9 protein-coding genes are annotated in these 14,798 nt (G+C 38.9%); all 9 read left to right on the top strand.

Annotated elements, in window-relative coordinates; translation table 11 throughout:
* Positions 1-7 precede the first annotated feature (7 nt).
* The 9 genes from FA727_RS21965 to FA727_RS21925 all read left to right on the top strand — a co-directional run bounded on the left by FA727_RS21965 (position 8) and on the right by FA727_RS21925 (position 14,757).
* Entirely contained in the window at positions 8-1,027 is a 1,020-nt protein-coding gene (locus FA727_RS21965) for a LacI family DNA-binding transcriptional regulator (RefSeq protein WP_136833626.1), read from the top strand.
* Positions 1,028-1,513: 486 nt separating this feature from the next.
* Positions 1,514-2,638, top strand: a complete 1,125-nt coding sequence (locus FA727_RS21960) for a 3D domain-containing protein (RefSeq protein WP_136833625.1) — start codon at positions 1,514-1,516, stop codon at positions 2,636-2,638.
* A 264-nt stretch (positions 2,639-2,902) separates the two neighbouring features.
* Positions 2,903-3,805 carry a sugar-binding protein gene (locus FA727_RS21955; protein WP_246042015.1) on the top strand — a complete coding sequence of 301 codons (903 nt, stop codon included), beginning with the start codon at positions 2,903-2,905 and terminating at the stop codon, positions 3,803-3,805.
* A complete protein-coding gene (locus FA727_RS21950) occupies positions 3,786-5,231 on the top strand; it encodes a sensor histidine kinase (protein ID WP_136833623.1) in 1,446 nt (481 codons plus the stop codon). Before FA727_RS21955 ends, FA727_RS21950 begins: the two co-directional genes overlap by 20 nt.
* Complete coding sequence (locus FA727_RS21945) at positions 5,206-6,618, top strand: response regulator (protein ID WP_136833622.1); 1,413 nt, start codon at positions 5,206-5,208, stop codon at positions 6,616-6,618. Before FA727_RS21950 ends, FA727_RS21945 begins: the two co-directional genes overlap by 26 nt.
* 114 nt (positions 6,619-6,732) lie before the next feature.
* Entirely contained in the window at positions 6,733-8,028 is a 1,296-nt protein-coding gene (locus tag FA727_RS21940; protein ID WP_136833621.1) for an ABC transporter substrate-binding protein, read from the top strand.
* A 188-nt stretch (positions 8,029-8,216) separates the two neighbouring features.
* Entirely contained in the window at positions 8,217-9,101 is an 885-nt protein-coding gene (locus tag FA727_RS21935; protein ID WP_438646643.1) for a carbohydrate ABC transporter permease, read from the top strand.
* The gene (locus tag FA727_RS21930) at positions 9,102-9,923 is read left to right on the top strand and encodes a carbohydrate ABC transporter permease (RefSeq protein WP_136833619.1); all 822 of its coding nucleotides are present in this window, start codon (positions 9,102-9,104) and stop codon (positions 9,921-9,923) included.
* A 496-nt stretch (positions 9,924-10,419) separates the two neighbouring features.
* A complete protein-coding gene (locus FA727_RS21925; RefSeq protein ID WP_136833618.1) occupies positions 10,420-14,757 on the top strand; it encodes a S8 family peptidase in 4,338 nt (1,445 codons plus the stop codon).
* Positions 14,758-14,798: the final 41 nt, after the last annotated feature.

Here is a 14,798-nt window from a genome sequence, read left to right as displayed (position 1 = left end):
TGGGAAGATGGTAACAATTAAAGATGTAGCAAAAATCAGTGGGGTTTCCCCCTCTACTGTTTCTCGTGTTATTGCTGATAACCCAAGAATAAGTGAAGATACGAAGAAGAAAGTAAGGAAAGCAATGAAAGATTTAGGGTACCATCCGAATATTAATGCCCGTAATCTTGTTGCCAAGTCGACAAAAGCAATTGGTGTCATTATGCCATCATCTACGAATGTGGCTTTACAAAATCCATTCTTTCCAGAAATTTTACGAGGAATCGGTTCGGTTCTACATGATGCTGAGTATTCCATGTATCTATCAACAGGGGAAACGGAAAAAGAGATTTTAAGTGAAGTGCAACGCATCGTATATGGAAGCTATGTGGATGGTGTCATTCTTCTTTATTCACGAATAAATGATAAGGTTACCAATTTCTTGAGAGAACAAGGTTTTCCATTTGTCATTGTTGGGAAGCCCTATGATTTTGATACAGAAATCAATCATGTAGATAATGATAACTTCAGAGCTGGGAAAGAAATAACGAAGCATTTAATTGATATGGGACATGAGAAAATTGCTTTTATTGGTGGCTCAAGGGAATTGTTTGTTACACGTGATCGTGAAAGTGGTTATGTGGCTGCGTTAAACGAGGCAGGCATAGAAGAGTGCGATGCGTACAGAATTCATACGGAATTTCTCAAATCAGGTGGGCGAGAGGCTGTAGAACATCTCATGTCTTTAGATACAAAACCAACCGGCTTAGTAGTCAGTGATGACCTAATTAGCCTCGGGATTTTAAGTATGTTAGAGAGCTATGGCATTCGGGTGCCACAGGATATTTCTTTAGTAAGCTTTAACAATGTCTATCTTTCTGAGATTACTAAACCAGCACTGACAACGGTTGATATTCAAATCTATGAACTTGGTGCACAATCTGCTAAAGTTCTGATTGAAAAAACAAAGAATAAAAACGAACCCGCCAAACGGATTATTATTCCGTATCAAATTGTTTATCGGGATTCTGTTAATAAGCTATCTTAGGGGGATTTTCTCCCGAGATAGCTTTTTTATTTATGAGTTCTGTTAAAGGCGAGCATTGATTTTATTACATTGAAAAATAGGAGAAAAAATTCCGTCTAACTCAAGAAATTCACTTATTTCCTCAACAAATAAACGGAATTTTTCCGGTTAAGCTATATATTTTCATGATTTTAAGGATTTTTAGGTAATTGAAGCGGAAAAATTCCGCCTATTTCACCTAAGATTTATTCATTTTTCAATATAAAAGGAATTTCTCCGGTTAAGTTGGAGCTCTGTCGAAAATCAAAAAATCGATAATGAACAATAACAGAGTCTATTTTTATGGACTTGTAAATGTAGTGTATGAAATGATTTGAGATAGCTTTTTTATTGGCTTATTTCCCCAATTGTAACAAATGAAATGTTTTGTATTACTATTTTAATATAAATGTAATCAGGGTGACTCCTTCCTATGTTATAAATGTACTATAAGAAAGGGGTTGTCTTATGCATTCCTTCAAAAGGGTAGCCATCGCTTTTACGAGTATATTTTTACTTTCAACAAGTATCGTGGCAAATGCAGAAACAAGTCAAGAAATTATCAATTCAAGTCAAAATAAGCTTCAGCAAAAAGCTGAAATCCTTCAGGAGAAAACAGCCGAGAAACAACAAGTAGCGGCTGAACTTCAAAATGTACAAAAGGATTTAGCGGCAATTGAAAACGAAATCGTTGCAACGACTGAAACGATAAATGCGATTCAAGCAAAGATAAATGAAACAAAACAAATAATAGAAGATAAAAAAGAAGAAATCGTCATCCTTGAAGATAAGGTCTATAACCGAAAAAGTGTGATGGAGGAACGTTTGGTTTCTTTACAGCATAACGATCAAGTGAACTTAATCGTATCCATTCTAATTAATTCGGACAGTATTACCGATTTATTTGAACGAGTAACAGCTGTTTCTACAATTCTAGGAGCAGATAAAGATTTACTTGAACAGCAGAAAGCCGATTTAGCACAGATTGAAGAAGAAAAAAGACTTATTGATGAGCAAGAGCAAGCATTACAAGTTCAATATACTGAATTAGCAACGAATCAAGCAAACTTGGAAAATAGTCTACATAAAAGACAAGAAGAGTTAGCTACAGTTCAAGCAAAATATGATTCGATTAGTAAGGAAATAAATTTAGCTGAAAAAGAAAAGGCATCTATTCAGAATCAGTTAAATCAAGCTCAAGTAAAATTAAAACAAGAGCAAGAAAATGCGGCTAAGACACGCAATGTCGTCAATGAGAACAAAACACAACAAGCCACTACGGTGGCGAAAGAAAACAGCAGTGTTAAACAAGAAATGTATGTAACAGCCACTGCTTATAGCCATGAGACTTCAAAAACTGGATTAACTTATATGGGTTATAATATCAAGAAGAATCCAAACATGAAGATCATTGCGGTAGACCCTTCCGTTATTCCATTAGGTTCCAAGGTATGGGTAGAAGGTTATGGTGAAGCAATCGCGGGTGATACAGGAAGTGCCATTAAAGGTCACAAAATCGATGTATTAATGCCAAATGCTGCTCAAGCCAAACAATGGGGACGTAAAGTCGTTAAAATTTCTATTCTAAATTAATATAAATGATTCCGAGGGCGCTTATTCTTAAGCGTTCTTTTTCATATCTATAAATGACACTCCTCAACCCTTCTATATGAAAAATTCTAAAAATAAAATATATAACAAATTTTTTTATTATATAATAAATATTAGGTATTTCCAGATAAAGGGGGAACAGATATAAAAAGAGCCGTTATTTACGGGTTTTCCATCATAACATTTCTACTTTGTTTTTCAGTCATGATTTATTACGGGAAAGAGACCTTCTATGTAAAAAGTGAAATGGAATCTACATTTTCGTATCAATATCATTTTGTCCTCATAACCGAAGAGGTTGGGAATGATTATTGGCATCTCATTGAAAATGGAGCACAGGAAGAAGCCGAATTACAAAATGTATACTTAGAATACGTAGGACCAACTAGATCGAATAATGAAGAAAAGATAGAAATATTAGACCGCATGATCTCGGCACATGTAGATGGCATTATTGTACCTGGAATACCTGGTGATCAATTTAATAAATTGGTGAAAAAAGCGGTTGATATTGGCATACCAATCATTACGATTGATGGGGATTCACCTACTAGTGAACGAGATGTCTATGTTGGTACAGATAATTATTTGGCAGGCGTTCTAGCAGGGCAAACCTTAGTGGCGGAAACAAAGGGAGAGCAATATGTAGGAGTGGTTGTGGGGACATTTGATGCACCTAATCAGAAACTCCGCTTAGAGGGCTTTAAGGATGCTATCGAAAAAGAGACGAGGATTCACTTGGTAGAAGTCGTTGAATCCAATATTACCGAAATCGGTGCGATTGACGCGACCTATTCTTTAATGAAGAAATACCCGCAAATGAATGCTTTCTTTGGGGCTACTGCATTAGATGGAGTTGGGATTGTTCAAGGAATCGAGGAAATGATGCCGAAAAATGCTCCCTATATAATCGCATTTGATACACTTCCACAAACACTAGATTTAATCGAACAAGGAAAAATACATGCAACGATTGCGCAAAATCCAACTGAAATGGGGAGACAAGCGGTGTCTAGTCTAATTAGGGTTTTGAATAAGGAGAAAGTTAACCGCTTACATTATACGGATATGAGTGTGGTTCATAAGGGTGATATTAAAAACGGAGAAATTATTCCAGTAGAGGAGAATCATGAAGTCGATAAGAGATAAGTTAATTGTATACTTTTTCGTATTCGCTGCCCTATTCACGATTGTGACCATTTCGATCTATTTCAGTTCTAGTAGACTAATGAATGAATATCACAACAGTTTCAACCATTTCCTTGTTTTAAATGAAGTATCACAGACAACAACGAGTCTCTCTGAGTCAACGAGAGATTATGTGGTCGAAAGAAAAGACGAAGACTTAGAGCTATACTTTCAGCACTTAGCTGAATTAAGAAAACAAAAAGTAGAGCTGGAGGAAAATAGTAGAGAAAGAGAGCAAATTCAAACAAAAAATTATTTGAACCTAATCGATGCGTTTGTGATGGAAACGGAGTTAGCTGTCGGTTTTGTTCTACTAGATGATATTCAAAGCTCTACTGCGCACTTGAAAGAAGAACAGCGCATGGCTGCATACATACAAGAAACCACACTTCAATTGATAAATACGAAGTTATCAGACTATCAATCTTTTTATAATGATCTACAGCATCGGAATAGCTCGTTTCAGTTATTTATCTTATTTTTATTTTTGACCACCGTTATTTTAGGAGCCTTTATGGCCATTCGTTTTGCCCAAGGGATAAATAAGCCGATTCAGATTCTCTCTAAAGAAGCGAAGGAAGTGTCGCTGGGGAATTTTCATAGTGAGCCTATTAACATTAAGACCAATGATGAGCTAAAGCTATTAGGGGATTCTTTTAATAAAATGAAGTTTAGTATTCGCGAATTGATTGAGGAAATGAAAGAGAAGTCTGAGCAGGAACGATTGATGAAGGAGCTAGAATTAAAGCATTTACAGAATCAAATCAATCCACACTTTCTATTCAATACCTTGAATACAGTCTCAAAAATGGCGTATTTAGAAGACGCGAAGTCTACATCCGATTTGATAGATTCTGTTGGGGCGATTTTGCGACATAGTTTAGGTGATATTGATAAAGAAGTGTTATTAAGAGATGAGGTGAAAATAGCCTGTGAATATTTGAATATCCAGAGAAGCCGTTTTTTTGAGCGGATTAAGTTTGTGATCGATTTGGATGAGCGATGCTTAGATATCCCTATTCCTAGATTAACCTTACAGCCACTCATCGAGAATGTCTTTATCCATGGGATCGAGTCGAATGAAAAAGGTGGTACGGTTCGACTATCGGTGTATGCTTCTGAACAACATATTGTAGTTGAAGTTGCAGACGACGGGGTCGGAATGTCAGATGAACAAGTAAAGCAAGTTTTATCGTCTTCCGACACAAAAACACATATCGGTCACTCTACTGGTCTAGGATTAAACAATGTCATTCGTCGGTTACAACTTTTTTATCATGAAAATGAAATCGTTGAAATAGAATCAGAGATTGAGGTAGGAACAGTGATTCGCTTACTGTTACCTACGAGGAGGGCAGAGAATGAGAGTCTTGATTGCCGAAGATGAATTTTTAGAACGGAAAGCTATGAAGAAATTTATTGAGGAGAATTTTGAAGACACCTCTGTTATTGGTGAAGCGGTGAATGGCCGTGAAGCGATTGAACTCACCGCAAAAATCGAGCCAGATATTATTTTGATGGATATTAAGATGCCAGGGATTAATGGTTTAGAGGCCATCGAAATCATTAAAAAGAACCACCCAGATAGTAAGTTTATTATTATTTCAGCCTATGATTCTTTTCATTATGCCAAGCAGGCGATAGGGCTAGGGGTGAAAGACTATATTCTTAAACCAAGTAAAAAGGCAGAGATGCTCGAAGTTTTTACGAGGATTATGAGTGAGATACGGACAGAACAGGAGAATAAGAGAAGTTCCCATTCAATCGCAAGTGAACTATGGATGACCAAGTTGATGAAGCATGAATCTAGCGAGAGTTTAGCAGCACTGCAAAGAACATTATATCCAGAGATGCAGTCTGGTTACTTTTTCATTTTGAGTGAAAAAGTAGAGGATGTGGAGTTCCTTGTGGAAAAAGCGAGCCATTTTTCTGGGGATACGGTTATCACAAAGGAAGATGACCATCATCTTGTTCTATTATTTATAGCAAAGGTGAAACGGAGGAAAACAGAATTATTAAAGGTTGCTAGAAATATTCATAACCTTTTAGATAGTCGTACACTCATTGGAATTGGTCAGCCCTATTTGAAAATCACAGATTTGCCCCGTTCGTTTCATGAAGCCTTAACAGCGATTCAGGATTTAAAGCATGTCGTTCATCGACAGTATGGATTCGAGGGAGAAGTGGACCGCGAATGGGAGCGAAGTATGGAACAAATCTTCCAAGGTGTCGCTGAAGGAAACGAGGAAAAGGCGATACACGCTTTGAGTGAACTTTTTAAAACGGAACCACAGGAACACTTTTTACACGAGCTATTTTATAGAGTGAAACATCTGATGGATGACAAGCAAGTGAATATGCCGTCCCGATCATTTGTGCATATGCACTCAGAGCAAGAGTGGACTGATTTTATCAAATTATGTTGTTTTAACATCCAGCTTTACTATAAATCAAAAGATAAGATTGAGCGGGCAAAGAGATATATCCATGTGCATTATCAAGAACCGATTGCATTAGAGGAAGTTGCACAAATGGTTCAGCTAAGTCCCAACTATTTTTCGGCACTATTTAAAGAAAGCTGTGGGGAAACATTTATCGATTACCTAACGACGATTCGAATGAATAAGGCAAAGGAATTGTTGGTCGATCAAAATATTAGTTTAAAAGAGATATGCTTTCTCGTTGGGTATAAGGATCCGAATTATTTTAGTCGTGTATTTAAAAAGCAGTTTCAAGTCTCTCCTAAGCAATATAAACAGTCGATCGTAAAATAGTGAAGAAATTAGTAAAAAAATGAAGATATTCATGATCGGAATAGGTATAAGAATCCCATACAATTGATATGAAAGCGTTATCATTAGATAGCGAATAAAAGGGGGTTTTGGCAAGTGAAGAAATTGTTCAGTCTAATTTTTGTACTGTTTTTAGCCATTTTTCTTGGAGCATGCTCATCAGATTCTGCAAATGATACGCCATCTGATTCTGATGAGGGTACTTCAGGTGAAAAGAACGGTGGAGCTGTCGAGATTTTCAGCTGGTGGACGGGTGCTGGTGAAGAGGATGGATTACTTGCGTTAATTGATTTATTTGAGAATAAGCATCCAGATATTAAAGTAGAAAATGCAGCAGTAGCTGGTGGAGCGGGTACAAATGCAAAAGCGGTTCTAGCAACTCGCATGCAAGGTAATGAACCACCATCTACATTCCAAGTACATGGCGGTGCAGAGTTGAATGAAGGCTGGGTTGCAGCGGACAAAATGGATACTTTAAATGATTTTTACGAAGAACAAGGATGGATGGATAAGTTTCCGCAGGATTTAATCGATATGGTTAGTAAAGACGGGAATATTTACTCTGTTCCTGTGAACATCCACCGTGGAAATGTAATCTTCTACAACAAGCATGTATTTGAAGAAAACGGTGTTGAGGTTCCAGTGACGTTTGATGAATTTTTTGCTGCAGCAGATAAACTCAAAGCTGCTGGTGTTACACCTCTAGCACTTGGAGATAAAGAAGCTTGGACAGCTACACAAATTTTTGAAAATATTCTTCTAGGTGTATTAGGGCAAGACGATTATAAAGGCTTATTTAGTGGAGATGTTGCTTTCGATGATGAACGTGTGATTGAAGCAGCTGAGTTGTTTAAAAAGACTTTAGGCTATGTCAATGAGGATCATGCTTCTCGTAACTGGCAGGATGCAGCTCAACTAGTTGGGAATGGTGAGGCAGCCATGACGATTATGGGTGACTGGGCAAAGGGATACTTCTCTAATGACATGAAATTAGAAACAAATGTGGACTTCGGTTATACGACAACTCCTGAAACCAATGGACATTTCATGGTTATTACCGATACATTTGGTTTACCAAAAGGAATTGAAAATCCAGATGATGTAAAAGAATTTTTAGCAGTACTAGGTTCTGTTGAGGGTCAAGATGCGTTTAACCCATTAAAAGGTTCTATTCCTGCTCGTGTTGATGCAGATGTATCAAAATATGATCAGTATGGAAAAGACACGATGGAAGACTTTAAGGCAGCAAAATTATCTGCAAGCTTAGCTCACGGTTCAGCAGCAGCCGAAGGCTTTTTAACAAAAGTGAATCAAGCGGTTAATATTTTTGTTACCCAACAAGATGTAGACAATTTCATCAATGCTTTGAAAAATGCTGCATCTGACCTGTAAGTTGTTCAACTAACAGGGGTGTGAACAAGATTATGCCCCGTATCTTTCATTGGATACGGGGCTAAATTGTTAAAAAGTTTTAGAGGAACTCCCTCTTTCGTTAGGAGGACATGGCAATGGAGCCGCAATTAGAGGTGAAACAACAGACGGAGCTAAAAAGGAAGACTCGGTTAAGTAAGGATCGAGCGATGGCAGTTGCTTTTCTTGCGCCTTCTTTTATTCTGATCCTTATTTTTATTTATGGGTTTATTGGCTGGACAGGATGGGTTTCAGTTAGTAATTGGAATACGCTTGTACCAGATTTTTCATTTGCAGGGCTAAAAAATTATATTTACTTATTTGGAGATTATCGTTTTCAAGCAGATTTGCGTAATACTGTGTTTTTTACCATTTTGTTTATTGGATTAGTTATTATTTTAGGATTAGGATTGTCGATTTTGATTGACCAAAAGCTAAAGGGTGAATCGATTTTTAGGAACATCTTCTTATTTCCGATGGCCTTATCATTTGTTGTTACAGGTGTGGTGTGGCAATGGTTATTAAATCCATCCACTGGATATAACAAATTTCTTCAAGTCTTCAATATCCAACCGAAATGGTATACCGATACAAAAATTTTAGCTGGTTTTGAATGGGGCCAAATTGAATTTGGATTACCTGTAGCTATATTTGCTGTTGTGATTGCAGCTGTCTGGCAAATGACAGGATTTTCGTTAGCAATGTACCTTGCTGGATTACGTGGAATTCCAGAGGAATTGCGAGAAGCAGCGAGAATCGATGGGGCCAGTGAGTTTCAGATTTATCGAAAGGTAATTTTGCCAATACTCATGCCGATTACCGTAAGTGTCGTCATCATTATGGCGCATATATCATTGAAAATCTTTGACTTGATTTATGCTATGACAGGCTCGGGTGCGAATTTTGTGACGGATGTTCCTGGTGTGTATATGTTTGAAACGACATTTAGAGGGAACTATTATGCCAACGGTGCAGCCATTGCCATTATCATGTTGTTGTTAGTAGCGGTGTTTATCGTTCCATATTTAATTTCGAGCAGAAGGGGGGACCAATAGATGGCACAGCTCAGATTTAGTACAATAGCAAAATATTTCATTTTAGTGGTGTTAGCAATCTTCTTTTTAACACCTGTCTATGTCATGTTAGTGACGAGCTTAAAGCCTTTAGATGAAGTATCACTAAATACAATGTGGTCCCTCCCAACTTCTCTCGACTTTAGTAGCTATACACATGCTTTTCAAGAGCTGGCACCAAATTTTATGAATAGTATTTACTTAGTTGTTCCGGCAACCTTGCTATCAGCGGTATTAGGTGCGATGAACGGCTATGTACTATCTAAATGGCGTTTTAAAGGGTCAGAATTCATTTTTACAGTTATGCTATTCGGCATGTTTATTCCTTATCAAAGCATTCTGATACCTTTAATCCAGTTTTTGAGTAAGGTCGGACTCTACAATACAATTTGGGGGCTCATCATAACTCATGTGGTGTATGGTTTGCCGATCACGACACTGATGTTTCGAAACTTTTATGCCAATATTCCAGATTCCATGATCGAGTCGGCACAGATTGATGGTGCGAATTTCTTAGGTGTTTTTCGGCATATCATGTTGCCGTTGTCGATATCAGGATTTGTGGTCGTAGCCATCTGGCAGTTTACGAACATCTGGAATGAATTTTTGTTTGCCGTGACGATTACGAATTCAGATAATCACCCGATTATGGTAGCTTTACAAAACTTATCGGGTAGTCAAATTGTCCAGTGGAACGTGCAAATGGCAGGTGCGTTATTAGCAGCTCTCCCGACATTGCTAGTTTATATTATTCTAGGTAAGTTCTTCGTGCGCGGGTTACTTGCTGGGTCGGTAAAAGGATAAGGCTTTTTTCTCAAATTTTGTTGATTTTGGAATGGAAAATCAAGGAATTAATCTGCGTTTCAAAATATCTAGTTTTAAATCAAATGAGAAAATAGTAAGTTTTTTTGTATTAAAAAACTTTAAAGAGGATTGAAATAATATTGCGAAGCTATTCCAAGTATCTTGGGATAGCTTTTTTCCCATTTTAAGAGTAGATTTCCTTACAACAAATCTGGCTAATTGACCTAGCTATTATCAAAAAATCGGTGAATAGTATGGGTCTAATCTACCCTTTTTCACCTTCTTTGGAAAATCTGTCCACTTTTTATTATCTTTTTCCCATGTGCGTAATAAATATTAATTATACCTGTATTCCTACATGCCTACATAGATAGTTTACTAATTTGCTACTTTATCGGCGAAAAAGTAGCACCTAGTGGCTCAATTTCTATGGAATATAGGAATCTAAGAAAGGAGGTCAATGTTCGTTATAAAAAATGTAGAGGGGGAAGCTTAATTGAAAGGAAAAAGAAAATTTACTAGAGTTTTCAGCATGATCATGTGCGCGCTCTTAGTGATCCCAAGTTTTACAATTAATTCTGCTTTTGCAGCAGAGAAGGGTACTTCAGTTTCTTACAATGGGAGCAAAGAAGTAGCAGCAAACAAGATTAACAAAAAAGTAATAGAGAAATTTGATAAAAGTGACACGGTGTCATTCCTCGTCAAATTTAAAGAGCAAGTGGATACTGCAAGTGTAGCAAAGCAAGCTGAAAAGAAGGCAGCTTCTCAAAAACTTACAGCTGCTAAAACAGAAATTGCAAAACGTTCTACAATCGTCAATGAATTAAGAGCAACTGCAAAAGAAACACAAGCAAATGTCCTATCTTATTTGGAAAATGAAGAAAATGCGAAGGATATTAAATCTTTCTATATTGTTAACGGTCTTGCTGTGACTGCTACGAAAGAGGTCATGGAAAAACTAGCTTCTTTTCCAGAAGTAGAATCTATTAATCTGAATGAAGTTAGAAATGAACTTCATACAGATACAGCTACTGAAGAACAAGTCCTAAACGCGATTGAGTGGGGCGTGGACCGTGTCGGTGCTCCTGCAACTTGGAACTTAGGAATTGATGGTGCTGGTGTCGTTGTGGCCAATATCGACACAGGCGTTCAATGGGACCATCCAGCATTAATGGCAAAATACCGTGGTTATAACGCGGCAACTGGAGAAGTCGATCATACCTTTAGTTGGTTTGATCCTCATGGCTCTTCTACTCCGGTTGATACAGATGGTCATGGTACTCATACGATGGGTACAATGGTAGGTTCTGACCCGAGTGGTAATAACCAAGTGGGTGTTGCACCAGGTGCGCAGTGGATCGCAGCAAGAGCGTTTGGTCCTTTAGGAGCAACTGATGCTATCTTCTTAGAAATCGCAGAGTGGATGTTAGCTCCAACGGATGAAGCAGGTAATCCACATCCAGAAATGGCACCAGATGTCATTAACAATTCTTGGGGCTCAACTGTGGCAGGATTAGATGAATGGTATCGTCCAGCTGTTACAGCGTGGAGAAATGCAGGTATTGTACCTATTTTCTCTGCAGGGAATGTTCGTGATACAAATCCAGGTGGACCAGGTTCTGTATCCTCACCAGGGAATTACCCTGAGGCTATTGCAGTAGGTGCAACTGATATTAATGATGCATTAGCAAGCTTCTCACTACAAGGTCCATCACCAACTGGTGAAATGAAACCCGAAGTATCAGCTCCAGGTGTGGGAGTTCGTTCGTCCATGCCAGGAAGTTCATATGGTGGAAATAGTGGAACTTCGATGTCTGCTCCGCACGTGGCAGGAGCGGCTGCCTTGATCCTTCAAGCAGACAGCAGTTTAACAGTTGATGAAGTTGAACAAATTTTGAAAGATACAGCAACACCGAGAACAAACGCTCAATATCCTACGGCTCCAAACAACGGTTTCGGTCACGGCATTATTAACGTGTTTGATGCTGTTTCTTCTGTTGTTTCTGGGTTAGGAGTTCTCAAAGGTCAAGTTACGATTGATGGTGAAGACACTGAAGCAGCAGCAATCGAACATGCCGGACCTGCTGAAGTCTATGCTGGATTGGATGTAACACTAGAAGCTTCAGTAACTGACAACATCAGTGTAACAAGTGTTTCCTTAGAATATCAAAAAGAGGATGGTTCTTGGGCAACAGTAGCCGCTCAAAGAACTTCGGGTGATTACAAAAACGGAACCTATTCTGCAGCGATTCCTGGCGAAGAGCTTACTGAAGGTTCGTTCCAATATCGTTGGAAAGCTGTAGACTTTGGTGGAAATGAAACAGTAACGGACGAATTCAGCATTACTGTGAATGCATCACCAACAGTTGGGTATTTCCAAGACTTTGAAAGCAATTTTAGCGGCTGGAGAGTTGCTATGGGAGAAGCTTGGGAATGGGGCGTTCCGACAAGTGGTCCAGGTGCAGCGTTCTCTGGTGAAAAAGTTGTTGCTACAAATCTAGATGGAACATATACAAACAATGCGTATGAATCTTTAGAGACACCACCAATTAGCATCCCTGAAGATGGAAATGCTTATCTACAATTTAAACAATGGTATAACCTCGAAAATAACTGGGACTTCGGTGGCGTGTTTGTTACTGCAGATGGCGGCTCCACGTGGGATCAACTTGCTGAATATACTAACACGACCGGTGGTTGGGTCGATGCTGAGTTTGATTTAAGTGCCTATGCAGGCGAAACAGTTATCTTCTCATTTGACATTGCAACAGATGGAAGTGTTGTGCGTGATGGCTGGTACATTGATGATGTCAGAATCTCAGGCACTCAGCTAGACCAGCTTCAAACAGCTAAGCCAGAAAAAGAGAGTGCAACGACAAAGAAAGGCGAGAAAATTGATATTGCTCAATTGAAACAAAAAATGGCTCAAGCTTCAAAAGAAACAGAGTCAGTCAAAGATGAAGCTGCTGTTCCGATGGCATTGCCATTACAAGCAAAGGTTTCTGTAGTGGAAACAGGAAGATCTGTTAATACAGATCCTTCAACTGGAAGCTACGTATTGTCACATGCAGCTGGTGAGTATACAGTCATCGCTGAAAGCTATGGATATGCTTCGCAGGCACAAACTGTATCGATTTCACAAGACAGTGAAACAACTGCAAACTTTAATTTAGAAGAATTACCTGAAGGTACTGTAACTGGAACAGTCGTTAACGAACAAACAGGCGATCCAGTTGAAGGTGCTACCCTTTATTTACTAGAGGATGCTGCAGTTACCCCAGTAACAACGGGTGCTGACGGTCAGTATTCCTTAACTGGATATGAAGGCGACTATACACTTAAAATTGTTGCACCAAGTTATTATAGCCAAGAAGTTTCTATTTCCTTAGAAGGAAATGTTGAGCAGAACTTCGAATTAAAGCCATTCATCGGTTTCCCTGGCGAAATCGGTTATGATGATGGCACTGCTGAAAATGCAAGAGCGTTCTATGATGCGGGTAATGGCTGGGCAGTGAAGATGTCACTTGCTGAAGGTCATGAAAAAGCATTAGTTACAGGTGGATTATTCCGTACATGGGATACTGAATGGCCAGTTCCTGGTGGAAATGAGTTCCAGGTAGCTGTATATGCAGCAGATGGAGCGGATGGAAAACCTGGTACGAAGCTTGCAGGTCCGTTTAATGCAACGACACTTCGGGATGGAAACTGGACGAATGTAGACTTAAGTGAAGAAGGTATCATCGTTGAAGGTGACTTCTACATGGTATATATTCAAAATCATGCTAATCCAAATACTCCAGGTCTTGCTACAGACGAAGATGGTGAGTATGCAGGACGTAGCTACCAATTAGTAGGTGGAGTGTGGGATCCAGCTCCTGAAGAAGAAGGAAACTACATGATTCGTGCTACGGTAAATTATGAAGTTACTGCACCAACAATTACTTCTCCAGTAGATGGTTTATTTACAAATGACGCAGAAGTAACGGTAGAAGGTAGCGCTGCTCCTTCAACTACAGTTCATGTTTTCAATAGTGGTGAAGAAGCTGGCTCGGTTGCTACATCAGATGACGGTACGTATTCTCTTCCTATCACACTAAGTGATGGAGCTAATAGCCTTACAGCTAAGGCTGCAACAGACACTGGTATGACGGATGCATCGGAAGCTGTTACTGTTGTACTGGATCAAGCTGCGCCTGAACTAACAATTACAAGTCCAGCAAATGGAACGAAAACAAATAAAGAAACAGTCACAGTAGAAGGTACAGTTGCGGATGCTAATATCGATAAAGTAACGGTTAATGGACAAAATGCGATTGTAACTGATGGTTCATACTCTAAACGAATTATCCTTGATAATGGGGAGAATACAATTGCCGTCGTTGCAACGGATAAGGCTGGCAACTCGACAACTCAAGAAGTAGTCATTGATGCTAAATATGATGAAATTGAGATTGCGAATATTCAACCAGCTCAAGACGTAACGCTAAGAACTGGTGAAAATGATACGGTCACTATTTCTTTCACAAGTGAAGAAGATTTAGATGCAAGCTTTGCGCTACGTTTGCCAGTTGCAAACAACGCTACTCAAAGTAGTGAAACAGAGCTTCCATTCACAGAAGTGGAGCCAGGTCACTATGAAGCGACTTGGACTGCACCTGCTAGCATTAGTGCATCTGGAGTAGAAATCGAAGTCATTGCAAGAGATGCATATGGTAACGTATCTCGCGCAACAGCTGCAGGTAAACTTTATATTAACGTTTGGAGCCCTGGTGATAAAGATAGACCGGTAGCACCTAGACCTGGCAGACCAGATCTTCCAAATTTACCAAGATAAAAATGAGTGTGGGGAGGATGTAAGGCAACTTACATCCTTCC

Origin of the sequence: Robertmurraya kyonggiensis (genome assembly GCF_005116465.1) — a bacterium.
In the GTDB taxonomy this organism is placed as follows: Bacteria; Bacillota; Bacilli; order Bacillales; family Cytobacillaceae; genus Robertmurraya; species Robertmurraya kyonggiensis.
Note: the sequence above shows the minus strand (reverse complement) of the source record. Positions and strands in the feature narration are given on the sequence as shown.